Annotated in this window: 21 protein-coding genes and 1 tRNA gene; 16 read left to right on the top strand and 6 right to left on the bottom strand. The window is 69.6% G+C overall.

The genetic code is table 11. The features are described from left to right. Window positions 1–7 precede the first annotated feature (7 nt). The 3 genes from F9C12_RS23140 to F9C12_RS23130 form a co-directional block, all read right to left on the bottom strand. A complete protein-coding gene (locus F9C12_RS23140) occupies window positions 8–3,682 on the bottom strand; it encodes an FkbM family methyltransferase (protein ID WP_409461826.1) in 3,675 nt (1,224 codons plus the stop codon). Further along, window positions 3,675–4,853, bottom strand: coding sequence for a hypothetical protein (locus F9C12_RS23135; protein ID WP_409461825.1), 1,179 nt, complete (start codon window positions 4,851–4,853; stop codon window positions 3,675–3,677). Before F9C12_RS23135 ends, F9C12_RS23140 begins: the two co-directional genes overlap by 8 nt. A gap of 135 nt (window positions 4,854–4,988) precedes the next feature. Further along, entirely contained in the window at window positions 4,989–6,434 is a 1,446-nt protein-coding gene (locus F9C12_RS23130) for a hypothetical protein (RefSeq protein WP_409461824.1), read from the bottom strand. Between the two features lie 142 nt (window positions 6,435–6,576). Between F9C12_RS23130 and F9C12_RS23125 the strand changes: the two genes are divergently transcribed. From F9C12_RS23125 to F9C12_RS23110, 4 genes are all read left to right on the top strand, one after another. Then, window positions 6,577–7,068, top strand: coding sequence for a hypothetical protein (locus F9C12_RS23125; RefSeq protein WP_409183946.1), 492 nt, complete (start codon window positions 6,577–6,579; stop codon window positions 7,066–7,068). Window positions 7,069–7,144: 76 nt separating this feature from the next. Next, entirely contained in the window at window positions 7,145–7,765 is a 621-nt protein-coding gene (locus tag F9C12_RS23120; RefSeq protein WP_409461823.1) for a hypothetical protein, read from the top strand. A gap of 251 nt (window positions 7,766–8,016) precedes the next feature. Beyond that, the gene (locus tag F9C12_RS23115; RefSeq protein ID WP_409467057.1) at window positions 8,017–8,499 is read left to right on the top strand and encodes a DUF2716 domain-containing protein; all 483 of its coding nucleotides are present in this window, start codon (window positions 8,017–8,019) and stop codon (window positions 8,497–8,499) included. Between the two features lie 27 nt (window positions 8,500–8,526). After that, entirely contained in the window at window positions 8,527–8,928 is a 402-nt protein-coding gene (locus tag F9C12_RS23110; RefSeq protein ID WP_409183944.1) for an Imm7 family immunity protein, read from the top strand. A 259-nt stretch (window positions 8,929–9,187) separates the two neighbouring features. Here the strand turns inward: F9C12_RS23110 and F9C12_RS23105 are convergent. Further along, window positions 9,188–9,260 (bottom strand) — tRNA-Gly (locus tag F9C12_RS23105). 211 nt (window positions 9,261–9,471) lie between these two features. Between F9C12_RS23105 and F9C12_RS23100 the strand changes: the two genes are divergently transcribed. From F9C12_RS23100 to F9C12_RS23055, 10 genes are all read left to right on the top strand, one after another. Next, the gene (locus tag F9C12_RS23100) at window positions 9,472–11,127 is read left to right on the top strand and encodes a zf-HC2 domain-containing protein (protein WP_409461822.1); all 1,656 of its coding nucleotides are present in this window, start codon (window positions 9,472–9,474) and stop codon (window positions 11,125–11,127) included. A 69-nt stretch (window positions 11,128–11,196) separates the two neighbouring features. Then, window positions 11,197–11,637 (top strand): DUF983 domain-containing protein, encoded by a 441-nt coding sequence (locus tag F9C12_RS23095; RefSeq protein ID WP_009085725.1) that lies wholly within the window; start codon window positions 11,197–11,199, stop codon window positions 11,635–11,637. Between the two features lie 38 nt (window positions 11,638–11,675). Next, window positions 11,676–12,536, top strand: coding sequence for an Fpg/Nei family DNA glycosylase (locus F9C12_RS23090; RefSeq protein WP_409461821.1), 861 nt, complete (start codon window positions 11,676–11,678; stop codon window positions 12,534–12,536). Window positions 12,537–13,460: 924 nt separating this feature from the next. Further along, a complete protein-coding gene (locus tag F9C12_RS23085; protein WP_409183941.1) occupies window positions 13,461–14,765 on the top strand; it encodes a sensor histidine kinase in 1,305 nt (434 codons plus the stop codon). 18 nt (window positions 14,766–14,783) lie between these two features. After that, window positions 14,784–15,629, top strand: a complete 846-nt coding sequence (locus F9C12_RS23080; protein ID WP_409183940.1) for a S49 family peptidase — start codon at window positions 14,784–14,786, stop codon at window positions 15,627–15,629. Between the two features lie 86 nt (window positions 15,630–15,715). After that, complete coding sequence (locus tag F9C12_RS23075) at window positions 15,716–16,549, top strand: LytR/AlgR family response regulator transcription factor (protein ID WP_409183939.1); 834 nt, start codon at window positions 15,716–15,718, stop codon at window positions 16,547–16,549. A gap of 6 nt (window positions 16,550–16,555) precedes the next feature. Then, window positions 16,556–17,065 carry a hypothetical protein gene (locus F9C12_RS23070; protein WP_409183938.1) on the top strand — a complete coding sequence of 170 codons (510 nt, stop codon included), beginning with the start codon at window positions 16,556–16,558 and terminating at the stop codon, window positions 17,063–17,065. Between the two features lie 70 nt (window positions 17,066–17,135). Then, complete coding sequence (locus tag F9C12_RS23065; RefSeq protein WP_409183937.1) at window positions 17,136–18,926, top strand: cation acetate symporter; 1,791 nt, start codon at window positions 17,136–17,138, stop codon at window positions 18,924–18,926. 44 nt (window positions 18,927–18,970) lie between these two features. Further along, window positions 18,971–19,327: a rhodanese-like domain-containing protein gene (locus F9C12_RS23060; RefSeq protein WP_409183936.1), complete on the top strand. Its 357-nt coding sequence runs from the start codon at window positions 18,971–18,973 to the stop codon at window positions 19,325–19,327. A 420-nt stretch (window positions 19,328–19,747) separates the two neighbouring features. Further along, complete coding sequence (locus F9C12_RS23055) at window positions 19,748–20,776, top strand: DUF4328 domain-containing protein (protein WP_409467056.1); 1,029 nt, start codon at window positions 19,748–19,750, stop codon at window positions 20,774–20,776. Here F9C12_RS23055 and F9C12_RS23050 read toward each other — a convergent pair. Beyond that, window positions 20,773–21,375 (bottom strand): TetR/AcrR family transcriptional regulator, encoded by a 603-nt coding sequence (locus tag F9C12_RS23050; protein WP_409461820.1) that lies wholly within the window; start codon window positions 21,373–21,375, stop codon window positions 20,773–20,775. The two genes, F9C12_RS23055 and F9C12_RS23050, sit on opposite strands and share 4 nt — an antisense overlap. Before the next feature lie 96 nt (window positions 21,376–21,471). Between F9C12_RS23050 and F9C12_RS23045 the strand changes: the two genes are divergently transcribed. Both F9C12_RS23045 and mca read left to right on the top strand, forming a co-directional pair. Then, a complete protein-coding gene (locus F9C12_RS23045) occupies window positions 21,472–22,812 on the top strand; it encodes an MDR family MFS transporter (protein ID WP_409461819.1) in 1,341 nt (446 codons plus the stop codon). Then, on the top strand, window positions 22,809–23,624 hold the full coding sequence (mca, locus tag F9C12_RS23040) for a mycothiol conjugate amidase Mca (RefSeq protein ID WP_409461818.1): 816 nt from the start codon (window positions 22,809–22,811) through the stop codon (window positions 23,622–23,624). The genes F9C12_RS23045 and mca overlap by 4 nt, the downstream gene beginning before the upstream one ends. Before the next feature lie 588 nt (window positions 23,625–24,212). Here the strand turns inward: mca and F9C12_RS23035 are convergent. Then, window positions 24,213–25,367 (bottom strand): cytochrome P450, encoded by a 1,155-nt coding sequence (locus tag F9C12_RS23035; RefSeq protein WP_409461817.1) that lies wholly within the window; start codon window positions 25,365–25,367, stop codon window positions 24,213–24,215. Between the last annotated feature and the right edge of the window lie 34 nt (window positions 25,368–25,401).

Below are 25,401 nucleotides of genomic sequence, written 5' to 3'. Positions count from 1 at the left end.
GATCAGGTCAGGGTGCCAGCCACAGCGTGACGAATTCCTTCTCGTCCGCCTTGGCCGCGGCGATGATCGCCGAGTCTTCGAGCACCTGGTCGGCCGGACCGTCGTCGGTGACCACCTTCGGCGTGTACCCGAGCGCGCGGTACCCGGCGAGCACGGCGGCCGGGTCGTCGCCCAGCTCGGCGATCGCGCCCGGGTCGAACTCGCACACGACGTGCGGCCGGTCGCGGCGCAGCACCTCGGCCAGCCCCGCCAGCGCGCGGTGGTCGCGGCCCTGCAGGTCGACCTTCACCAGGCTGATCCGCTGCTCGGTCACCTCGGGCACGGAATCCAGCCGCACCGCCGGGACCTCGACGCCGGAACCGTCGGTGGTGACGCGGTTGTCGCCGCTGTTGCCCGGGGTGGCCTGCGCCAGGTGCACGGTGCCGGGCTCGTCCCACGCGGCCGATTCGACCACGGTGACCAGCTCGCCCGCCGCCGGAGGCAGGTTGACCTCGACGTTGCGGCGCAGGTACGAGGCGTTGACCGGGTCGGCCTCCACCGCGATCACCCGGGTCACTTCAGGAGTGGCCCGCAGCAGCCGCAGCGTGTGGTAGCCGACGTGCGCGCCGATGTCGAGGAACGCGCCGTTGGCCAGCGACGCCATCAGCTCGGCTTCGCTGTCCTCCCAGGACCGGTGGAACAGGATCCACGGGAGCATGACCTCGTCAATCGGCATCAGCAGCGCGCCGACGTCGCACTGGACGACGTCCGCCCCGCGCGGCACCGGCGCGTGCCGGAGCCGGGCCGCGTCGCGCATCGCGCTGACGTCGAGGGTCACCCGCTGGATGGCCTTCTCGTCGGCGTCGAGCCGTTCGTCGCGGCGCGCGAACATCTTGTGCACGGTCCCCGCCGCGGCTTCGACCTCCGCGCCGACGCCGTCGTAACCCTCGGCCAGCTTCGCCACGTCCGCTTCGAGATTGCGCAGCGCGAGAGCCGTTTCCGGGGCCTGGTGGCGCAACTCGTTGACCGTGCCGCGCAACGCTTCGAGCCGTTCGCCGAGCGTGCGCGTGGACAGCGCGGCCCGGCGCGATTCGTCGATGTTGCGTTCCAGCGCTTCGATCCGGTCCAGCAACCGCCGGTTGCTGTCCTCGGTGGCCGCGAGCAGCGCGCCCATCACGTGCCGCTGGTGCACGTCGTAGTGGTCGATCGCGCGCAGCACGGCCTTGCGCAGCGCGGGCGCCAGCGGCAGTCGCGACGGCGTGTCCGCTTCCGGGCGCCAGCGCAACGCCTCGGTCGCCTGCTGCAGCGGGCTCAGCGGGTGCTCCGGCGGCGGTGCCGCGGCGCGCTGCCGCTCCTGCCACGTCTGGTGCGCCTGCTCCAGCTCCCGCCGCATCCACTCGGCCGCGGTCGCCATCGACCGCTCGCGCAGGATGACCTCGCGCGCCCGCTTGCCGCGGGCGGTCGCCTCGGCCGGGTCGTCGGCGATCTGCACCATCGCGGCCGCGGCGGCGTCCAGATCGGGATCGGCCCAGACCGCGTCGGCGTGGTACGGGTAGTTGCCCTCGCCGACCGGCACCAGCCGGTACGGGATCGGCCAGCCGGTGGACGCGTCGAGGAATTCCGTGGTGCTGGAGTAATCCGTCGAGATCACCGGCATCGCGCGCGCCATCGCCTCGGCGACGGTGAGCCCGAAGCCCTCGCTGCGGTGCAGCGAAACGTACGCGGTGCTGGTCTCGTACAGCTCGTGCAGTTCGGCGACGCTGAGGTAGCGCTCGATCAGCTCGACCCGGTCGTCGCCGCGGACCACCGCGCGCAGCCGTTCGGCGGCCTGCGGGTGCAGCTTCGCGTTGATCGCCTTGACGGTGAGCCGGACGTCCTCGCGGCCCGGGAACGCGCGTTGGAACGCTTCGACCGCGCCCCAAGGGTTTTTGCGCTCCGCGACGCTGTTGAAGTCGAACGCGAACAGGAACCGCACCGGCTCGCCCTTTTCGCGCGCGGGCGGGGAGGGCTCGCCCGGATCGCGCACCGGCACCGGGATCGTCTTGACCGGAATGGTCGAATGCGCGGCGAACGCCTGGCGGCAGAAGTCGCTGACCGTCCAGACCTCGTCGAGCATCCCGAACGCTTCGTGCTGCCACTGCGGGAAATCCTCGAGTTCCCACGCCCACAGCCCGATCCGGTAGCGCCCGGCTCCGACCTCGGGATGGTTGGTCAGGATCGTGCGGGTCTGGTCCGCGTTCACCGCGAACACGCTGACCGGGAACCGCGGGTCGCCGACCGTCGCCGGCCGCTCGATGCCGGTGCGGTTCGAAACCGCCTTCTCCTCCAGCACCGTGACCACCGGGACGCCGCCGGTCTCGATCGCCTCGAGCACGATCCGGCCCATCTCGCCGAGCCCCAGCTCCGCGGTCAGGTAACCGAGCAGGTTCACGCCGAACTCGTCGTGCGGCGGACGGGTCGCGACCGGTTCGGACGGCAGCGCCCACTCCGGCAGGCCGGCCTCGGAGACGCCGGACCCGGCGCACCAGTGCCGGAACGCCTCGGCGTCGTCGCCGTAGGGATGCGGGAACGCCATCTGCAGGTCGATCCGCGACGCCCAGATCGCGTGCGTCAGCCGGTTCAACCCGGCCGCGGCCTGGCCCTGGTCCTCCGGGGTGGCGAGCCATTCGCGCAGCGCCTGCCCGCCGTCCTCGCCGTACGCGTGCGGCGGCGCGGGCTTCTTCTTGCGCTCCGCCTTGATCCAGCCCTCGCGGAACACGCGCCGCGCGAGCTTCGGCACCGGGGTGCCGTCCTGGAAGTCCTTGAAGCCGTACGGAATCGAGTCGAGCGACTCGGCGTACCCCGCTTCGCGCAGCTTCGTGCCGTACGAATCGCAGATGGCCCGAAGGTCGTCGTTGTGCGACAGCAGCACGCGCGGCTTGCGTGCGCAGTGGAAGCTGAGCAGCCACGGCTTCTCCGGCCGGTAGCCGCTGAAGTGGAAGAACCGCAGTTTCGCGCCGCCCGCGGTGAGGGTGCCGTCCTCGGCGCGCCCGATCGGCCGCTCGTGGAGGTTCCAGTAGGCGACGTCGAATCCGGGGTCGGTGACGACGTGGTGCCGGAACAGCGACGGCACCTGGTCGACCCAGCGCTGGTCGGTGAACAGCTGCTGCTCGGGCGCGACGATCGCGTCGTGGCGCAGCCGGCCCGCCCAGAAGTCGAGGAACGGCCCGGCGCCGCGGCCGACGCCGATGAAGCCGAGGTTGAACATCCCGGTGCCCATGATCACCGCGTCGTCCGGCTCCAGGCCGTCCTGCGGCAACGGGGTCAGGAAATGCGGCGCGAGCACGATGTCGTGCTCGCGGGCGAGTTCGGCGACCTCGGGGATCGGGGCGAACAACTCGATGTCCGGGTCGAGGTAGATCGCGGCCTCGGACTCCTTCAGCAGCTCCCGCAACAGGTACGGCTTGACCGACGTGGCGAGTTCGGTGACCGAGTACGCGGTCGCCATCCGCAGGTAGTCGTCCTCGTCGATGCCGAACGCGGCCGGGCCGACGACGGTGAGCCCGTCGCCGGCCCGGTCCGACTGATCGCGCGGGGCGTCGATGACCGCGATGACGAAGCGGCCGCCCGGATGGTGCTCGAGGTAGGAGCGGGCCAGCACGCGCGCGGCCGGCACGTAGTTGCGGGCGACGATCGTGCAGGCGGTGGTACCGGGCTCAGGCATCGGCGGTCAGCACCGTGAGCTGCTGGTTCAGCGCGGTGGTGAAGTCGGTCTTCGTCTGGTCGGCGACCTTGCCGGACACCTCGACGCGGACGATCACGTTCCCGTGCGAGTAGTGCCCGCGGGACTGGGCCGACTGGCCTTCCTTCGGGTCGATCGCGGTGGCGTAAACGCCGTTCGGCGCGGTGGTGTCGCGCTTGGCCCCGTTCGTGACCTGGACCTCCATCAGCTTCTCGGCCGCGGTCTTCGCCGCGGTCGGGCTGCTGGCCTGCGCGAGGAACAGCGTGATCAGGTTGCCGTCGTCGAGGTGGTACACGACGAACTTGACCTTCGACGCCCCCGCCGCCTGGTAGGCGCTCAGTTCCTGCGGGTTGAGGTACTTCAGGGTGTCGACCTGCGAGAACGACGTGACGTCGTCGTGCGTCTCGGCCTTGCCCGGCATGCTCGCGACGCCGAGCGGGTCCGGCGGCTTCGGCGCGGCCGAACTCTGCGAGTGCTGCGCGGTGGTCTGCTGGGTGCCGCCGCCTCCGCTGTCGCGGCCCCACAGCCAGTACGCGCCGAACGCGATGCCGGCCAGCACGATGACCGCGCCGACGATCGCGCCGATCTTCTTGCCATTGCTCTTCTTCGGCTTGTCGCTGAAGTACTCCGGGCCCTGGCGGACCCATTCGGAGTCGCCTCCGGACGGGCCGAGCGGCGGAAGATCGCCGCCGCCCCACGGCGGGGTCTGGTCGCTTTCGGCCGCGTTCCACGGCTGCTGCTGCGGGAAGCCCGCCGGCGGCGAGGCCGTGCCCTGCGGGAACCCGCCGGGCGGGGAGTAGTGCGCCTGCGGCTGGTGCTGCTGCGGCTGCACGACCTGGGTGCGTTCGGGACCGGCGTCCGCGGGCGGCTGCTGGGTCTGCCACGACTGCACGACCTGGGTGCGCTCGGCGCCGCCGTCGGCGGGCGGCTGCTGCGGGGCCTGCGGCGGCTGCGGCACCCCTCCGGGCGGGCTGACCGGGGCGATCACCTGGGTCGAGTCCGCGCTCTGGCTCGGCGGCGGCGGAGCGGGCTGGTCCTGCTGGCCGACGGCCGAGGACAGCACCTGATCACGCCGGATGCGATAGTCGTCCGCGGACAGTCGCCCTGACGCGAGCTCCTCGTCCAGCCGGCGCAGCTCCTCCTGCCAGGACACCAGGGCCCCCCTTATCTGTCGGCATGGCGACGGTCAATGCGTCGTCGCTACCCGATTGTGTGTGACGACGTGGGACATTGTGCACGGGTGCGACCCCACGTGACCTGGCGGGTCGCCTTGTGCGCTGGGGAATGTTCAGCTGGCGGGCAGCGCGGCGGCGACCTTCGCGCGGATCTCTTCCATCCGGGACCGCAGCGCCGCCGGATCCTGGCCGACCGGGCCCGACACGCCGATGCCGACCGACACGCCGCCGGAGGTGTACCAGAAGGCCAGCACGCGTCCGGCCGGGCTGCTTCCGGTGTAGAGCAGATCGGTGGCCGCCGGGCCGAGCGGGCTGCTGTCGAAGCCGCCGGTGACGAGGTTCTGCCGCAGGCCCTGGACGAGCTGACCGGCCTGGGCCTTGGACGGCGTGGGGACGGCGATCAGCGTCGTGCCGCCGTCCGGGCTGCCGTAAGCGTGGTAGACGAGCTGGTCCGCGCCCGCCGCGCGCATGAGGTTCGCGTCGGCGTCGGAGACGGCCTTGGCCTGGACCGCCTTGTCCAGCGCCATGGTCGAGTTTTCCGGGCTCGGCGTGCCCGGCAGCGCGGGCAGCTTGTCCTCGAGCGAGGCCGGCTGGGTGTTCGGCGCGGACGCGGTAGCGGGCGGCGGCGTTGCCGAGTCGTTCGCGTCGTTCTTCGTGCCGAGGAACCAGATGCCGCCGGCGACCAGCGCCAGCACCACGAGCACGGCCAGCGACAGGAACAACCAGGTCGGCTTGGACCGGCGCGGCTTGGCGTCGTCCTCCCAGAGGCGGCGCGGCTCCGGCTGGGCGCCGTTCGCCGGGATCGCGCCGAAGACCGCGGTGGGCCGGTCGTCGGCGGGGCTCGGCGCGGTGGTCGGGCGGTCGGTGGAGAACGGGGTGCCCGGGGTGTGCGAGAAGGCGGGCTTCTCGGCCGAGGGGGCCGTCGTCGCGGAGTTCAGGAACGACTCCACCGCGGGCGGTTCCGGTGCGGGCATCGCCGGGTTGGTGCTGGCCCATCCGACGACGGGCTGGCTCGGTTGCTGCTGGCCCGGTTGCTGGCCCGGGGTGTGCCACTGCACGGGAGCCACGCCCGGCCAGGTCCCCGGCTGCGCGGGCAACTGCGGCTGGGGCTGGTGCGGTGCGGGCGGGGTGACCTGGCTCGGCGGCGGGGCCGGGCTTTGCGGCGGGGGGAAGAAAGGTGCGGCGGTGTCCGTGGACGAAGTGCTCGACGAAACCGTTACGTCCGGTCCTACCCGGCGCACGATCGTCGGGTCGTCGAACGGACCGCGTCCGGTCATCGTCGCGATGGTGTGCGGAGTGCCCGCTGGTTCCGGCGTGCTGCTCTCGGTGGAGGGGCTCGGGGCTTGCTGGCCGTCCGCGCCGGGAGTCGCCTGGGGAGCCGGGGCGCTCCAGGTCGGGGATCCGCTGTCCTGCCGCAACGGCGACGCCACTGGCGAAGCCGCCCCGCCGCCCGACGCCTCGGCGAGCAGTTCGTCGCGCTGGCGGCGGTGTTCGGCGTGTCCGAGGCGACCGGCGGCCAACTCCGCGTCCAAGCGCCGGAGCTCTTCCTGCCAGCTCATCACGCAACCCCCTGTCACCGGTTCGGGCGATAGTGTTCCACGCGCCCCGGCTCCGTGGGGCTCAGGTGCGCAAGATCAGCCCAGATCAGGCACCCGGTTCGCGGCGGACGGGAAATCGCCGCGTCTCCGTACGATGGGGAGCATGTCCTCCGCGCGCGGTGCGCTCGCCGCCCTTGCCGTGGATCGGCTCGCCGGTCTCGACATCACCGCTGCCGAACTCGTCGAGGCCGGGGCTCGGGCCGTCGGCGAGGGCCTCGAAGCTCCGTCCCTTCCCGAACTCGCCGGGCTCGACCACCGCAATCACCAGGCGGTTTCCGTCGCCTTCTCGCACGTGGTCGAGGAGCTGGGCATCGAACTCCCAGCCGACGCGACCGCGGCGCAGTGGCAGCTGATGGGTGAACACCTCGGCGAGATGGTGCGCGGCGACGTCCCGCTCGCGGAAGCGGCGAAGAGCGTCAAAGCCCTCGACGGACGGCTCGGCCAGCCGGTCGCCCTGTCCGAATTGCGCCAGTGGCTGGCGATGCTCGCGACCTGGATCCCGACCGACGTCACGCCGGTCAGCTACTGCGAGCAACAGGTGCTGCAGCAGGCGCGGACGGTACTGGCCGGTCCCTGGCCGCCGGTCACCCGTTAAGCGGCAAAAACTGTCGTACATATGTTCTAAAATTGGCCGTGTACTGGGGAAACCATCCACCGGAAGGCGGCCGCCCATGAGTGCTCCGAAGTCGGCATACGTCACGCTGCCCACGTTCGTCGGGTACAGCGCCAGCAAGGGCCCGTCGCGTTCGTCGTTCGTCCGCAGGCAGCGCCGGTTGTACGAGGATCCGGCGCGGGCGGCGTTCAACTACTACCGACGCGCGGCGAACGCGGTCCGGGCCGGCCGGGCGGCGCGCCAGGACGAGGTCGCCATGCGGGCGCTGGTCAACAACGCCGACGAGCGCACGCGGCCGCATTACGCCGCCATCGCCGAGGGCTGGCTGCGTTATCTCGGCAGGCGCGACCCGAAGCTGATCGAGGTCGGGCGGGCGAAGTTCTCGCTCGGTGAGCTGGAGATCGGCATCAGCCCGCAGCTGGGGCTGCGGAAGTCGAACGGCCGGCGGTTCGCCACCTGGCTGTACTTCAAGGAGGAGCCGCTCACCCGGGACGCCGCGCAGCTCGCGTTGTGGCTGCTCACCGAGGGCATGCCGGAGCTGCTGCCGGGCGGGGAGGCGCTGGTGGTGGACGTGCGCCGGGCGAAGGAGTTCACCTTGTCGGCGCGGGACCGGGAGCGGTTGCGGCCGTGGGCGTTCAGCGAGGCGTCGGCGTTCGTCACGCTGTGGCGTGCCGCATAACGCCTGGCGTGCATGACCGGCGGGGGTCTCGGGTAAGGAACCTGCGGACCGGGGGCGTTCTCCCCGGTCCGCGGGCCACCCGGTCGAGTGACAGCTTGGCGCTCGGCTCCAGTGGACTGGACAATCCTGGCCCCGGACACGAAGCTTTCGGCAGTTTCGAGCCCGGTCGATGACTTCGAGGTCGACAAGTGAACGCTGCTGCAGCCTGGGAGCCGCTCTCGCGAGTGGCCGACGAACCCGCTTGGTATTGGGTGCACGACAAGCTCAGGTTCTGGCCGAGCACCTTCGCGCACGATTGGCCCGGTTTCCATGAGCCGAGTCCGTCGGCTGCCTGGGATTTGTCGACCGGCGAGTACGACCGCGCCTCGGCCGAGTTCCGCCTGGGCCCGTACGCGGTGGAAGAGCACGACGTGGCCCGCGCGGTGCTGGCCGCGTTGCAGGAGATCACCGCCGAAGACGAGTGGCTGTGGGTGCTGCACTGGCAGCACCAGTCGTTCAAGTTCTGGCCGCACCGCATGCGGCCGGACACGCCGTGGCCGGTCTCGGTCTTCCCGCGCGGCGACTACCACCTGTTCCTTGCCGAGGACTTCAGCTACGGCACGCTGGGCCACCCGTGGGAGCGCACCCTGTGCGTCTTCGGCGAGAAACTGCTTCCCGCGGTGGAAAAGCACGCTGACGGCATCCTCACGAACCAGCTGCGCCGGGACGGCCAGCCCTCTGCGCTGACCCGCTGAGCGAGGTCCGCTGCTACCGTCTCGCACGTGTTCGAATACCACGGCTGGGTGACCATCGCCGCCACCGCAACGGGCGACGACGACGCAGCTCTGCTGGAGCGCCTGGTGGAACGGGTCCACCGCTCCCTGCAGAACGCGACCCTGCTGGACCTGGTGGACCTCCGCTGGAGCGAAGGCCTGCCCATGCTCCATCTGGGTGGTCTAGACAAACACGGCGGAGCCATCACCCCCCAGCTCCTGGAAACCTTCGCCCGAGTAGGAGAACTGGCCCCCGGCTCCTACGGCCTGCTCCACATCTGGGACGACCAAGACCCAGAACACGACAACGCGTTCCAGGTGTACCGAATGGCAAGAGGCCAGGTAACGGAACAAAAAGACCCGCACCTGTCCCCAGTAGCCCCCACCGCGCTGGACACCTACGAGCTATAACCCAGCGGTCAAAACCTCCGCCTGGCTCCGCGCGTCTTCCGCCTGCTCCGCGCCTCTCCCGCCTGCTCCGCAAGCTCCGCGCCTCCACGGCCTGCTCCGCAAGCTCCGCGCCTCCACGGCCTGCTCCGCAAGCTACAAAGCCCCCACCCTCGCAACCGCACCGACCGCACCGTGGGGGGTCCGGGGGGCTCGGCCCCCCGGGTGATACGGCGAAGGCCCCGTATCCACGCTTTTTGTGGATACGGGGCCTTCGGGACTGAGCGGATGACGGGATTCGAACCCGCGACCCTCACCTTGGCAAGGTGATGCGCTACCAGCTGCGCTACATCCGCGTTAACCGCTTGGTGCTCGGTGTTGAAGACACTCTATACCGTCGTCTCGATGACACTTTCGGGGGCCCCGGTTATTGGCTTGGACCTGCTGAGATGTGGTGCTTGCGCGTCACGTCGAGCGCACAAGGGGTGACGACGGGCGCTCTGCTCCGTATGGTGTCCCCAATCGACTTCAGTGGTGAGTCCTTCGGGGGAGGAGGTGCCTTGCCGGATGACCGAGCTGGGCACGGCGCCGCCACCAGCGGCCTCGGAATCCGACGAGCAGGCACTTTTGAAGCGGCTGCGCGACGGCGAGGACGCCGCGTTCGGGGAGTTGTTCGAGCTGCATGCCGCGGCCGTGCGCAGGTTGGCGCAGAGTCTCGCGGCTGATCGCTCCGAGGCGGAGGACATCACCGCGGAGACCTTCTTCCGCGTGCTGCAGGCGTTGCGCCGCGGTGCGGGTCCGCGGGATTACCTGCGGGCTTATTTGCTGACGGTCGCGCGCCGGGTGTCGTGGGAGTGGCACGGTGCTCGCCGCGATGTTCCGGTGACGGACGACGAGTTGACGTTCCGGGCGGGCGCCGGGGTGGACACGCCGGCGCGGACGGCTGAGCACACGTTGATCACGACGGCGTTCACGAGTTTGCCGGAGCGGTGGCGGACGGTGCTGTGGCAGACCGAGGTCGAGGGCGAGCAGCCGGCGATGGTGGCTCCGCATTTCGGGTTGTCGGCGAATGCGACGGCGGCGTTGGCGCGGCGGGCGCGGCAGGGGCTGCGGGCGGCGTATTTGCAGGCGCATTTGTCGGTGAACCGGGGTCCGGAGACGTGCCGGGCGGTGGTGGAGAAGCTGGGCGGGTTCACCGCGGGCAGTGTCACCGGCGCGGAGGCGGAGCGGATCAAGGCGCATTTGCTGGGGTGTGCGTCGTGCCGGGCGACGCAGGACGAGCTGCGGGACGTGTGTTCGTCGTTGCGGGCGCACGCCGGGGTGCTGGTGCTGGCGGTTCCGGCGTTGGCCGGGGCCGGGAAGGTCGCGGGTGCGGTCGCGACGGTGAAGAGCGTGGTGTTCGGCTCGAAGGTGAAGGTCGGGCTGGCGCTGGCGTCGACCGCGGCGGCGGGTGCGGTGAGTTTGACCGCTGGTCCGCTGGTGTTCGGGTCGCATCCGGTGCAGAACGTCGGGCTGGGCGGGGGCGCGCCGGAGCTGGCGTTGCAGCCGCCGGAGCAGCCTCCGCCGCCGGCGCAGCAGGGTCCGCGGGTGATTTCCGGGAAGCTGTACGGCAGCGCGCGGCCGGTGCACGTGGCGGTGCGTCCGGGTGTTTCGCAGCATTTGGGCGCGGCCGAGGTGCCGCCGTTGCCGCCGGTGCGGGAGCCGGTTTCCGGGGAGCAGTCCTCGTCGACGACGTCGGGGTCGATTGGCTCGACTGGCTCGACGCCGCGCGACGACCTGCCTGGTCAGGAGAGCGGTCATTCGGGTTCGCCGATGACGAGCCGGTCGTCGAGCACGGAGTCGCGGTCGGATCTGGACACGTCCACGAACTCGTCCAGCCCCGGCGTGCTGAGCACGACGACGGACGGCACGAGTCCGACGTTCGCTCCGCCGACCTCGTCGTATGTGCCGTCGCCGGATTCGTACGTGCCGCCGTCGGTCACGTCGACGCCGGCCGGGTCGCGGCACGTCGCCCCGGCGGCTCCGAAGTCTTCGGGTTCCGCTGGCTCGGCGGACTGCCCGAAGTCGGCCAGGTCGTTCGAGTGGTTCAAGACTTCCCGGTCGTCGAAGTCGGCCAGGACGGACTCCACGTCCGGGCACGATGTCACCGGTTCGGCCGATTCCGCAGCGGACGCAAGCTCCCGAACAGCCAAAACCCGGCAAACCGCCAGTAACTCTGAGTGAGCACCTCGCGCTCGACGGCACGGTCACGGTAACGTTGACCGAGTTCGACGTCGCCCGGGAGGCAACAGGATGAACCGGCTGGTGCGCGGCGAAGACGGTCGCCATTGGGTGGTCCGTGCCCAGATGGAGTGGCGGGCTCCCGCCACCGCTGACGATTTCGAACACGACGTCGCGGGCAGTTACGGACCTGGCATCGCGATGATCGTGGTCATGGGGTTCCTGGTGATCGCGCTGGTGGTCTGGACGCCGGATGTGGTCAAGGTGCCCGCGTGGGTGCTCCTGGCGTTGCTGCTGGTGGTGCTGTTCTTCCCGCTGCGGTGGATCCTGCGCCGCCCGTGGACGGTGGTCGCCGAAACCGAGGGCGACGTCGCGGGCGACCGGCCGTCGGAGCGCTGGGTGGGCACGATCCGCGGCATGTTCACCGTGTCCGGCGAGGTGAAGCGGATCTCGAAGACGATCCAGCGGCATTCCCTCCCGGACTTCGACGGTCCGCTGCACCCGGTCGAATAGGCCTGGCCGGAACCGGGCAGGCGCGCGAGACTGGTGCCATGCCCGAGTTGCCCGAGGTCGAAGCACTGGCCCACCACCTGCGCGAACACGCCGTGGGGAGCACCGTTTTCCGGCTGGACGTCGCGTCGCTGAGCGTGCTGAAGACCGCGGTGCCGCCCTATACCGAACTGCACGGCCGCGAGATCACCGACGCGACCCGGCACGGGAAGCATCTGGATGTCGTGCTCGGCGACCTGCACCTGGTGGTCCATCTGGCGCGCGCTGGGTGGCTGCGCTGGTCGGACGCGCTGTCCCCGGCTCCGCTGAAGCCGGGGAAGGGGCCGATTTCGCTGCGGGTGCATCTGGAGTCGGCTTCCGGTCCTGGCTTCGACCTGACTGAGGCGGGGACGAAGAAGGGGCTGGCGGTGTGGATCGTCGCGGATCCCACCGAGGTGGCCAGCGTCGCGCGGTTGGGGCCGGATGCGCTGGCTGTCGATGCTTCGCAGCTGCGGGAGTTGTTCCAGGGCAAGGGGACGCGGCTGAAGTGGGCGTTGACTGATCAGTCGTTGATCGCGGGAATCGGGAACGCTTATTCGGACGAGATCATGCACCGGGCGAAGCTGTCGCCTTATGCGACGGTGGGGAAATTGGACGAGGGTGCGTTAGAGGTTTTGGCCGAGGCGATTCACGAGGTGGAGACGGACGCGGTTTCGCGGTCGGTGGGGCAGAAGGCTGCGCGGTTGAAGGGGGAGAAGCGGTCTGGGCTGCGGGTGCATGCTCGGACTGGGCTGCCTTGTCCGGTGTGCGGGGACATTATTCGGGAGATTTCTTTTGCGGATAAGTCGTTTCAGTATTGTGCGACTTGTCAGACTGGGGGGAAGCCGTTGGCTGATCGGCGGATGTCTCGGTTGTTGAAGTAGGTCTCTCGGGCGGCTCGTCGCCCTGGCGGGCGACATTGCGCCTCGTTGGTTGCGTGGGGCACCCCGATTTTTCATTGTGCTGACGGTTCGGGGGTGCTTGTCAAGGCGGGAAAGATGCCTTGACAAGCACCCCCGAACCGCAGGGCGGCTTTGTATCGGGGTTGGGGGAGGGGATGGGTGCCTCGCTCGTTGGGTGCAGCGGTGGCGGTTCCCGTCGTCCTTTCACCGTGCTTCCGGTTGGGGGCGGGCCGTGAGGGAATCAGAGTCCGTGAGGTGGCCCTCACGGACGTGGGTCGACGGATCGGCGAACTTCAGGGGTTGGCGTCACATCGTTAGGCCTTCGACTCGCATCAGCAGAAGTCGCTCCGCCCCCTCATGGCTCAGCCTTGTTAGGCCTCGGTCGTGCTTTGTCGGGAGTCGGCCTTGTCGGGCCTCGGTTGTGCATTGTCGGGATTCGGCTTTGCCGGGTCTCGGTCGTGCATCGTCGGGACTCGGGCTTGCCAGGTCTCGGTCGTGCTCGTCTGGATTCATCCTTGTCACGGCGCGGTCGTCCATCGTCGGGACTCGGCCTCGCCAAGCTCGGTCTTCCATAGTCAGGCCCGCCGGGCCCGGTCGCGCATCGTCGGAATTCAGTCCGCATCCCCAGAGAACTGGCGTGCCGGAAGCGCCCACCCCAGCCCGGAGCACCAAGACCCACCATCCGCACCAGCAAAGCAATGAAGGGTCCCTTCACCCCTAACCATCCGTAGTGATGAACGGTCCCTTCACCCCACTCCTCGGCGACCCACAGCCACCTCCACCACCCGAATGGCGTAAGATCCTCACGCTCACCGGGAGTAACGGTAGGGTTTGCCCACCCTCGGTCGTCGCTACTGGACAGAAAGTGGGAAGCAGACCTTGCACCCGGTCGGTCGAGCGCAGAGCATGGACGTCGTGTCCGACTTCCCCTACGCGCTGGTCGTCCCGTGGGTCCTGGTCGGCATCCTGGTGATCGTGGTGCTGGTCCTCGCCTTCCGGGCGCGCCGGCCCAAGGGGGTCATCCAGGACGCCGTGCTCCAGGCCGTCCACCGGATGTCCAAGGCCACGCCCAATTTGCGGGCGGGGCTCGACGAGGAGGCCGCCAACCGGATGACGGCGGAGCTGCTCGAGGTGCTCGATTGTCTCGCCGTCGGCATCACCGACAGTGAAGGCACGCTGCTGTCCTGGGCGGGCGAGGCCACCGATCACTACCTGGACGTCGTCGAGGACATCGGGACCGCGTTGCGCAAACATCGCCGCGCCGTTGCCGACCACAACAAGATGCCGTGCAACCACCGCGGCACCTGCAAGATGAAGACCGCCGCGATCGTGCCCATTCTCGTCGAGGGCGAGGCCGAGGCCACGCTCATCGTGGTCGGGCGCACGCGCGGCAAGCTGGTGCAGATGGCCGAAGCCGTGGGTCAGTTCGTCTGCACGCAGTTCGAGCTGGCGCGGCTGGAAGAGTCGCGCAATCAGCTGCAGCAGGCGGAAATCAAAGCCTTGCGCGCGCAGATCTCGCCGCACTTCGTCTACAACGCGCTCAACACGATCTCCGCGCTCATTCGCACCGATCCCGAGGAAGCACGTGAACTGCTGCAGGACTTCGCGGACTTCACGCGCTATTCGTTCCGCACGTCCGGCATGTACACCACGCTCGCCGAGGAACTGCGCAACATCGACCGTTACCTGACCATCGAAAACGCCCGGTTCGGCGGCCGGCTCGAGGTGCGGATGAAGATCGCGCCCGAGGTGCTGAGCGTCGTGGTGCCGTTCCTGATCATTCAGCCGCTCGTCGAGAACGCGGTCAAACACGGCCTGGCCAGCAAGCCGAGCGGCGGCTGCGTCACGGTGATCGCGCGGGACGACGGGCACGAAGCGCTGATCACGGTCGAGGACGACGGCATCGGCATGGACCCGCGGCAGCTCACCGACCTGCGCAACGCGCACCGCACCGGCGCGCACGTCGGGCTCGGCAACATCAACCAGCGCATGCGGCAAGTGTTCGGCGAGGACTACGCGCTCACCGTCGAAACCGCGCCGGGCGCGGGGATGAAGGTCGCGCTGCGGGTGCCCAAGTTCAAACTCGGCGTGCGGCCGAACATGCCGGACTACTCCGCCGACGTCCCGCCGCAGCCGCCCGCGCCGGTCGAGCCGGAGCCGGAACCCGACGGAGTGCACGGCTCGCGTTCGGGCATGCTGCCCGCGCACTGAACTGGTTAGCCTGGGCAGATGAGCGTCACCGACAAGCTGACTTCCCGCCTTCCCGTGCTCGGCGACCGGGGCGACCGCAAGGACGTGGTCGCCGTCGTGAAGCTGCACGGGGTGATCACGCCGACGCCGTCGCCGCTGGCTCGCGGTGCGATCAACCTCGGTGCCGTCGAATCCGCGCTCACCAGGGCGTTCGCGCACGACCGGCTCAAGGCGGTCGCACTGCAGATCAACTCGCCCGGTGGTGCGCCGACGCAGTCCGGACTGGTCGCGGAGCGGATCCGGCAGCTGGCCGACGAGAAAGGCGTGCCGGTACTGGCCTTCGCCGAGGACGTCGCCGCGTCCGGCGGCTATTGGCTGGCCTGCGCGGCCGACGAGATCTACGCGCACCGGACGTCCATGGTCGGTTCGATCGGCGTTATCAGCGGCGGGTTCGGGTTCACCGGGCTGCTCGAACGCTTCGGCATCGAGCGCAGGCTGCACACCGCGGGAGCGAACAAATCGCGGCTCGACCCGTTCAGCCCGGAGAAGCCCGAGGACGTCGAGTGGCTGAAAAACATGCACGGCCAGCTGCACGAACTGTTCGTCGACTGGGTCAAGGAGCGCCGCGGCGACCGGCTGACCGACTCCGCCGACCTGTTCACCGGCGACGTCTGGCTCGGGCAGAAAGCCGTCGATCTCGGGCTGGTCGACGGGCTCGGCTCGCTGCGCGAGATCGTCCGCAAGCGGTACCCGGACGCCGAGATTTCCGTGGCGGAGCCGAAGAAACCGCTGCTCGCCCGGCTCGGCATCGGGGCTCCCGCGGCGGCGAGCGCGCTGCTGGACGCGGTGACCACGAAGGCGGCCTGGTCGCGCTTCGGGCTCTGAGCCGCACCTGAGTGGCGACTCCGGTACGCCACTCACCCGGGGCGCTCTCCAATCGGGTCTGGACAATGCACCTCGCAATCGGCAGGATGCGTCTCACTGTGAGTGCTCACGACGACACCCGGAAACTCATCGTCCTCGCCGTGGACGACGAGCTGGCCGGGCTGGACGAACTCAGCCACGGACTCCAGAACAACCCGCACATCCACCGCGTTTTCCAGGCCTCGGACGCCTCCGACGCGCTGCGGCTGTTCTCGCACGACGACCCGGAACTGGCTGCCCGGCGGGCCAACGGCCTGCCGACGGTCGACGCCGTGTTCGCCGACATCGACATGCCCGGCCTGTCCGGCATGGAGATGTCGCGCGTGATCGCGGCGATGAACCCGTCGCCGGTACTGGTGTTCGTCACCGGGCACGCCGAGGAAGCGGTGAACGCGTTCGACCTCGGCGCGGTCGACTACGTCCTGAAGCCGTTCCAGCAGGACCGGCTCGACCGGTCGGTCGCGCGGGTGCGCGAGAAGCTGGCCACGATCGCGGGCCCGCCCGCCGGCCAGGGCGGCGCCGAGCCGGTGAAGAACGACGACGAGGTCATCCCGGTCGAACTGGCCGGCACCACGAAGCTGATCCCGCGCTCTTCGGTGCGCTGGGTGGAAGCGCAGGGCGACTACGCGCGGCTGTTCACCACCGAGGGCAGCCACCTCGTCCGGATCCCGCTCGCCCAGCTGGAAGAACGCTGGGAGAAGGCCGGATTCGTGCGGATCCACCGGTCATTCCTGGTCGCGCTGCCGCTGATCACCGAAATGCGGATGGGCCAGGGCGGCTACCAGGTCGTGATCGGCAACGAGGAGAAAGTCCTGCCGGTCAGCCGCCGGCACACCCGGGCGCTGAAGGACCGCATCGTCGGCTCCGGCCGGGGCGGCTAACCGTCGATGTCCTCGCCCGAAGACCCTTACCACCGGCTCTCGAACGGGGTCCGCAAACCGGACCCGACGCTGGGCGTGCGGCCGGAGGACCGCGCGGTGGTCGAACCGGTGCCGCCCGCTCCCGAACCGGCCCCGCGGTCCAGCGAACCCGCGCACGTGCGGCCGAAACGGGAAAAGGTCGTGCTCGCCGATCCGCGGCAGTCGTCGGGGAGGATGCGCGGGCGGATCGAGCTGGAAGAGCAGACCAGCTGGGGAAAACTGCTGGTCCGCGACCTGGTGAAGGTGCAGCTGCGCACGTCGGTGTGGCTGGCGGTGCTCGTGCTGGCCGTGCTCGGGACGCTGCCCGCGCTGTTCTACTTCCTCCCGGCGGTCTCGCGGTTCACCGTGATCGGCATCCCGATCCCGTGGCTCGTGCTCGGCCTGCTTCCGTTCCCGTTCCTCTTCGCCGTCGGCCTCTGGTACAACCGGCTCGCCGAGCGGCACGAACGCGACTTCGTCGACATGATCGAGAACTGACCCGCGCGGGGGATGCGTTCGCTGGTGGCGGCGCGTCCGGGAAGCGTGTGGTCGTGCGAGGATTCACGCCGTGCAGCTGACCCCGTGGACGTTGACCGGCCTCGCGCTGGTCGCCTTCGCGACCTACTACCTCGGCTTCCGCTCGTCGCGCGGGGCCACCAGCACGCACGACTTCCTCGTCGCCCGCCGAACCGTGCGCTCCAGCCGCAACGCCGCGGCGATCTCCGGCGAGTACCTGTCGGCGGCGTCCTTTCTCGGTGTCGCGGGCATGGTGCTCAAACAGGGCGCCGACGCGACCTGGTATCCGATCGGCTTCACCGCCGGGTACCTCGCGCTGATGCTGTTCGTCGCCGCGCCGCTGCGCCGGTCCGGTGCCTACACGCTGCCGGACTTCGTGGAAGCCCGCCTCGGTTCGCGCGGCCTGCGCCGGTTCGCGACCGCGGGCGCGGTGTTCATCGGGATTCTGTACATGGTCCCGCAGCTGCAGGCCGCCGGTTTGACGCTCGCGCAGATCGTTCCGGTACCGGCGTGGGCGGGCGCGCTTCTCGTCATCGTTCTGGTCGCGGTCAACGTGATGGCCGGCGGGATGCGCGCGATCACCGTGGTGCAGGCATTCCAGTATTGGCTCAAGCTGTTCGCAATCGCCGTGCCGACTTTCGTGCTGTGCATGGTTTTCTTCGCCGGGGGCGGCCCGGGCGGCGTGCGCGCGCTCGGTGCGCCCGCGCCGCCGGTGTTCCCGTCGGACACCAAGGTGACGGTGCAGACCGACGTGACCGTAAAGGTCACCACCGAGACGTTCTTCTACGCACACGGCCACATCGACGACGGTCCCGCGGGCGGCATGGCGCGCTGGTCGCCGCTCGTGCCGCACAAGGTTTCGTCGGGGACGACGCTGGAATTCGCCGCGGGCACGCCGGTGCCGATCGTGAGCGACGCGCCCACGTCGAACGATGCCTGGCTGCATCCGGCGTCGAACGGCATCACCGACCTGCTGCAGACGTACTCGCTGATTTTCGCGCTGTTCCTCGGCACCATGGGCCTGCCGCACGTGCTGGTCCGCTTCTACACCAACCCCGACGGCAAAGCCGCGCGCCGCACCACCGTGCACGTGTTGTTGCTGCTCGGGCTGTTCTACCTGTTCCCGACGATGCTGGGCGCGCTCTCGCGGATGTACGTGCCGCAGTTGCTGCTCACCGGCAACACCGACGCGGCCGTGCTGCTGCTGCCGACCGCGGTGTTGCCCGGCTGGCCGGGGCAGATCCTCGCCGCGGTGACGGCCGCGGGCGCGTTCGCGGCGTTCCTGTCGAGCTGTTCGGGGCTGCTGGTGAGCGTGGCCGGGGTGGTGTCGACGGACCTGCTGCCCGGCCGCGTCCGGGACTTCCGGGTCGCGACGCTGCTGGTCGCGATCTGCCCGATGGTGCTCACGCTGATCTTCCGCACCGAGGACATCTCGCTGTCGATCGGGATGACGTTCGCGCTCGCCGCGTCCACGTTCAGCCCGCTGCTGCTGCTCGGCATCTGGTGGCGCAAGCTCAGCTGGCCGGGCGCGCTGGCCGGGATGATCGTCGGCGGCGGGCTGGTGCTCAGCGCGCTGGCGTACAACATCGTGTGCGAGTACACCGGAGACAAGACGCCGTGGTTCACCGTGCAGCCCGCGCTGATCTCGGTGCCCTCGGCGTTCCTGGCGACCTATGTGGTGAGCCGGCTGACCCGGTCCGGCCGCCCGGAACTGGTGAACGACATCATGCTGCGCCTGCACGCCCCCGACCCGCTCGGCCTGATGCGCGACCGCGCGGTCGCCCGGTTCGGCCAGGCCGACGAGAAGCTCCGCACCGGCCGGGGACGCCACCGCAAGGCTTAGCGGTTAGCGTTCCTCACACGCGTACAACGTCCTGACATGGGAGCATGGAACCTGTGGTGAGCCCTGCTGAAATTCCGACCGCTGAAGTCCGCGACCTGCCCGCGGACGTGGCCCTGCTCGACGTCCGCGAGGACGACGAATGGGCCGCCGGGCACGCCCCCGCCGCGGTGCACATCCCGCTCGGCGAACTGCCCGCGCGGGTCAACGAACTCTCCGAATTCCCCGAGGACGACCCGGTCTACGTCATCTGCCGCTCCGGCGGCCGCTCGGCGCGCGCCGCGGCCTGGCTGAACGCGAGCGGCTGGGACGCGGTCAACGTCGCGGGCGGGATGGGAGCCTGGGCCCGCGAAGGCCGTCGCATGGTGAGCGAAAACCCCGGCGCCGAACCCGAGGTTCTCTGACGGATGCCTGCCCAGTCTGGTCCCGAGCCGCCGGAATCCTCGGATCCGGCGTCGTTCGTCCCTGGCTTCGGCCGGGACGAAGGGGACGATTCCCGCACGGACCGGGCTGGGCAAGGCTCCGGTGGAGCGGTTGCTGCTGGTCAAGGCGGGGCTGGGCGCGGTTCGCCGGGGGTGAGCCAGGCTGGGTCCGCTGCGGGCTGGGCCGGTGCGGCTCCGCAGTTCGGGGCGCATTCTGGCGGTGTTGACGCGGGGGCGACGGGCTCCGGTCAGCACGGCGGGGTCGCGGGGTCCGGGCAACCGTCGCCGCAGTCCAGCCAGCTCGGCAGCGGTCCTGGGCAGCCAGGCCAGTGGGCGGTTCCGCAAGCCGGGCCCGCGCATCCTGGCCAGCAGTACGCCAATCCGTACCAGCCGCAATACCCGATGCAGGCCTACTCCCAGCACCCGGCGTACGCGCGGCCGTTCACCGCCGCTCCGCAGGGCGCGATCCACCGGCCTGTGCCGCAGCCGCAGCCGCAGCCTCAGCCTCAGCCTCAACCGCAGCCGAGTCCGCCGAAGCGCGCGGCCAAACTGCGCTGGGTCGCCTCCCCGCCGCCGAGTGCCGTTCGCCGTCGCCGCGCCGTGCCCGCCGTGCCCTACTCCGGTCCGCCGTCCTATCCGGTGCCGCCGCGATGGGGCTTTCCGAACCTGACCTGGCGCCGTCCGACGAATGTGCCCGGTACCGCGTCCGGGGAAATCCGCCCGATCGACCGGATCCCGGTGCTCGCGCGGAGCCTCACGACGATCCTCTGGACTTTCGCCGTGCTCGCCGTGACCGCGGCGGTGGCGGAGAGCTGGCGGTACGCGCTCCTCGTGGAAAGCCGCGATTCCGCGCTGAACAGCGGCGTCGTCGGGTTCTCCGACGCCTTCGTCATGCTCGCCGGGCTGCTCACCACGATCTTTTCGCTGCTTCCCGCGGGGCTTTCGGTGTGGTGGCTGCTGGTCGCCCGGCAGGCCGCCGCCGACGAGGCCGGGGAAGTGCCGCCGCGGCCGGTGTGGCAGGTGCTCGTGGGCGTGCTGGTGCCGCTCGTGAACCTGCCGCTCGCGTTGTCCGTGGTCAGCGAGCTGGAACACGCCGTGCTCCGCCGTCCCCGCGACGAACGGCCGAAGCCCTCGCGGCTCGTGCTCGGCTGGTGGGCGACCTGGGCGGCGAACTGGGTCCTGCTGATCGTCACGATCATCTGGCGGATCCGGCCGGGCGTGCAGGCGATGGCGGACAGCGTCCTGCTGGTCGCGCTCACCGACCTCGCCGCGGCCGTGCTCGCGATCGGCACCGCGCTGGTGATCCGGCGGTTCTCGCACCTGCTGATGCCGATCGCCCCGGAGCGGCTGCGCGACCTCCGCGTCCTCAAGGTCGAGGGCGCGCCGGAGCCGGAACTGCGGACCGCACGTCCGGTCGGCGCGGCGCGTTAGAGGTCGCCGAGCGCCGGTTCCAGCTGGCCGAACGCGACCGCGGCGGAATCCCGGATCTGCTCCACCAGTTCGTCCTGCTTGACGTCCTTCCAGATCAGATGCCAGACGTCGTCGAGAAGAATCCGCAGCACTGACGTGAGGTGCGCCCCGGCCGCCCGCGACAGCATGTCCCGGTCCGGATGCCGGTCCAGCAGCGCGGCGACGAGCTGGATCTCCCGGTCGACGTGCATGTCCCGGAGCGCGGACGTGAGCCGTTCGCTCTGCCTCACCATCCGCACGAAGGACACGTCCGCGAACCCGAGCATCGGACCCGCCTTGTCCAGCTCCGCGAAGCAGCCGTCCCGCACCGCGACCAGCGCCGGGGTCTCCGGAGCGGCCCGGACCAGGTTCGCCGGCCAGTCCACGAAGTCGTTCCGGATGTCGAAGACCAGGTCTTCCTTCCGGCTGAAGTGATTGGTCACGGTCATCTTGGCGACCCGCGCCGCCTCCGCGACCTCGGCGATCGTCACCTGGTCGAATCCGCGCTGAATGAACAGCCGGGTCGCCACCGCCGAGATCGTCTGCCGCGTCTCCTGCTTCTTCTGCTCCCTGAGGCTCACGCCGCCCAGTGTACTAGGTCCGACCTAAATTTGTGCTTGACCCATTAACTAGGTTCAACCTAATCTCAGGTCCGACCTAATGAAGAGGGTGAGGCGATGACCACGCAGTTGCCGGTCTCCGATTCCGGTCTTCGCCGGCTCGGCGGAGTGCTGATCCTGGGCGCGGTCCTGTCGATCCTGGACGCGACGATCGTGTCGGTCGGGGTCGGCGTGATGGCGCGTGACCTGGACAGTTCGCTGCCGACCGTGCAGTGGGTGGCCAGCGCGTACCTGCTGGCCGCCTCGCTGACCATCCCGCTGTCCGGCTGGCTCGCCGACCGGTTCGGCGGTCGTCAGGTGTGGATCGCCGCCGTCGGCCTGTTCACGCTGGGGACGGTGCTGTGCGGCTTCGCCTGGTCGGCGCCGGCGCTGATCGCGTTCCGCGTGCTGCACGGACTCGGCGGCGGCCTCATGCAGCCCGTCGGCCAGGCGATTTTCGCGCAGGCGGCCGGTCCTCGGCTGGGCCGGATGATCGGAGTCGTCACGCTGCCCGCGACCGTCGCACCGGTACTCGGCCCGATGCTCGGCGGCGCGCTCGTCCAGGACTTCGGCTGGCGCTGGCTGTTCTTCGGGCTCGTGCCGTTCGGTGTCGCCACTTTGCTGCTGGCCGTCCGCGTGCTGCCGCGCGAGGAACCCGCTGGCACGCGCGATCCGCTAGACGTCCGCGGCCTCCTGCTGCTCCCGCCAGGACTCGCTGCCCTCGGTTACGGCTTAGGCGAAGGCTCCTGCACATTCGCCGTCGCTGGTGCCGTCCTGCTGATCGCGTACGGCGGACACGCTCGTCGTGCACAAGCGCCGCTGCTCGACCTGAAGTTGTTCGCCCACAAGGCTTTCACCGTCGCGAGTGCGAGCACCTTCCTGCTGGGCGCGTCACTGTACAGCTCGATGTTGCTGCTTCCGCTTTATTACCAACAAATCCAGCACACGTCCGCCCTCGCCGCCGGATTCCTGCTAGCACCCCAAGCCCTGGGCTCCGCCGTAGTCCTCATCGCAGGCGGAAAACTGCTGGACCGCTTCGGCTCGCGAACAGTCATGCTCACCGGCATCGCACTGTCGTTGGCGGGCACGATCGCCTTCACTCAACTCGGCGATTCCCCCAGCCCGACCCTGTTGACAACTTCGTTGCTGATCCGTGGGTTCGGCCTAGGCGCGACGACCACCCCCGGCATGACGATGCTCTACACCTCGCTGGAACGCAGCCAAATCCCGCGCGCGGCGAGCGCGATCAACGTCGTAAACCGCATCGGCGGCTCACTGGGCACGGCGATTCTGGTGGCTGTCCTGCACGCGCAACCACCGGGCGCCGCCGCGTTCGGCACCACGTTCACCTGGGCACTTGGCCTTTCCGTGCTGAGCCTTGTCCCCGCCCTCTTCTTCCCGAAAGGAACCCGCGCATGACGCTCCGCCTCCTGGCCGTGCACGCCCACCCCGATGACGAATCAAGCAAAGGCGCCGCGACCCTGGCCCGCTACGCATCCGAAGGCGTCGACGTCCTGGTAGCCACCTGCACCGGCGGCGAACGCGGCGATGTACTCAACCCAGCTTTGGATCGAGAAGACGTCCGACGAAACCTACCCACCATCCGCCGCCAGGAAATGGCCGATGCGGCAAGGATTCTCGGCATCCGCCAAACATTCCTCGGCCACGAGGACTCGGGTCTGACCACGCCTTCCCCCATCGGAAGCTTCGCGCAGATCCCCCTGGCCGAAGCGACAAAACCGCTGCTGGAACTGATGCGGGAATTCCGTCCACAAGTGGTGGTCACCTATGACGAAACCGGCGGTTATCCACACCCCGACCACATCCGCACGCACGAGATCACGACCGCCGCGTTCGACGAGTCCGACGACGGCACCCCGCGCAAGCTCTACTATCTGGCCACCCTCAGCCGCTCCTGGTTCGAAGCCATGCACGAAGCGACCCTCGCCGCTGGCGAAGAGTCGTTGATGGGCCCAGTCTTGGAGGAACTCCCGCCGACCGACGCGCTCACCGTAACCACCCGCATCCGCTGCGAAGACCACTTCGCAACCCGAGATGCGGCTTTGCGCGCGCACGCTACGCAGATGGATCCGGGGCACCCGTTTTTCGCCCACTCGCGCGAGATCGAACGAAAGACCTGGCCCTGGGAGGACTACCACCTGGCCCGCGTAAACGGCCCAGTCAAGGTCGGCCCCGGACTGGAGGACGACTTGTTCGCAGGCTTGCGCTGACGCCGGACTGATCGCTGGTTGCCGGCGCGGCTACTACCTGGTTTCGGTCTGTGCGGACCCCGCGCGCGACCTCGCGCCCTTGTTGTCCTGCGGTTAGGCGGACGGACCTGGCGGACTGAGATGAGATCTTCCGGCAACCCGGTGGGCAGATCTGGTGGGCTGAGACGAGGTCCTCCGGCTACCCGGCGGACAGACCGGCGGGCCAAGGGAACGCGGCTTGCGTCCGGTCCGCACGGATTCCCTTGCCGCTTCGCGCCGATGCCTCCTCGCGGCTGCACGGCCTGTGCCGCCGCAACCCGCTCGCCGGTTGGTGCTGGTTCCGGCTGGCTGGCGGCGTGATTATGCAGCACTCACCGCCAGGAACGCGGAGTTGAAGCGGCCGCGGGCAAGGTCCGTGACCCGCGCGGTCCGGTCGGTGGGGGCCGGCGGTTTGCATGTAAGCCGCACGGATTCCCTCGCCGCTTCGCTCCGATTCCACCTCACGGCGGCGCGCGGTTTGTGCCCGAGCCGCGCGAACCTGCTCACCGGTTGGTGCGGATTCCGGCCGGTAGGCGGCGCGATTATGCAGCACTCACCACCCGAGCAAGCTCAGCCAGTCGCCGGCAAAGTCCGCAACCCCCGGATCACGAACTCCGGCCTCCGTTCCGGCTCCCCAGCCAGCCGCAACTCCGGCAATCGCTTCGTCAACGCCGTCAACGCCGCCGCGATTTCCACTCTCGCCAGCGGGGCCCCGACGCAGTAATGGATCCCCATCCCGAATCCGAGGTGTGCGTTCGGCGAGCGGCCCACGTCCAACGTATCCGGGGCGTCGAACACCTTCGGGTCCCGCGCCGCGGCGCCCAGCAGCGCGCCGATCTTCGTGCCCTTCTCCACCCGGTGACCGGCGATTTCCACATCCTCGGTCGCCGTGCGTTCGAACAGCTGCAGCGGCGAGTCGAAGCGGATCAGTTCTTCCACAGCCGAGTCCAGCAACGTTGGGTCGGACCTAAGTCGTTCCCATTCCGTGCGGTGGGTGAGCAGTGCGGTCACTCCATTGCCGATCACGTTCACCGTTGCCTCGTGGCCTGCCATCAGCAGCAGTACCGCGGTGGCGACGACCTCGTCTGGGGTCAGTTCGCTCGCGGTCAGGTCCCGCACGATCCCGCGCGGGGAGCTGGCGACGACCTCGCGCAGGTATGCCACGAAATCCGCCGCGGCCTGTTCGGCGGCGTCGCGGCCGGCTTTGGGCAGGCCGTATTCGTACATCTTCACGATGGCGTTGCTCCACGTCACCAGCTGCGGGCCGTCCGACGTCGGGACGCCCAGCAGTTCGGCGATGACCGCTACCGGAAGTGGCTGGGCGAGGTGTTCGAGCAGGTCCGCGCTGCCGTCGGCGGCGATTTTCGCGGCCAGAGTGTCCACCATGGACTCCGCGAGTTCCGTGACCATCGGGCGCAGCCGTTGCACGTGGCCCCGGCCGAATTCGCTCGCGATGACTCGGCGCAGGCGGGTATGCGCGGGCGGTTCGTTCTCCAGCAACGAATTGCGGTGCAGCAGATTGAACGACGCGAACCGTTCGAGCGGTTGTGCGTCGGTCCAGATCCGGCCCAGTCCGCGGTGGCGCAGCACGGCGGCGGACGCGGCGTGCGAAACCGCGATCGCGATGCCTAGGCCGTCGTGCTGGTGCACCTCGCCTTCGGCGCGCAGCGCGGCGAACGCGGGATACGGGTCGGCGAGGAACGCGGGATCGCGAGGGTCGAACACGCGTCGACTCTAACCCGCGAGCCCGGGCGGCCGG

It is taken from the genome of Amycolatopsis sp. GA6-003 (assembly GCF_046267895.1).
Taxonomy (GTDB): domain Bacteria; phylum Actinomycetota; class Actinomycetes; order Mycobacteriales; family Pseudonocardiaceae; genus Amycolatopsis.
Note: the sequence above shows the minus strand (reverse complement) of the source record. Positions and strands in the feature narration are given on the sequence as shown.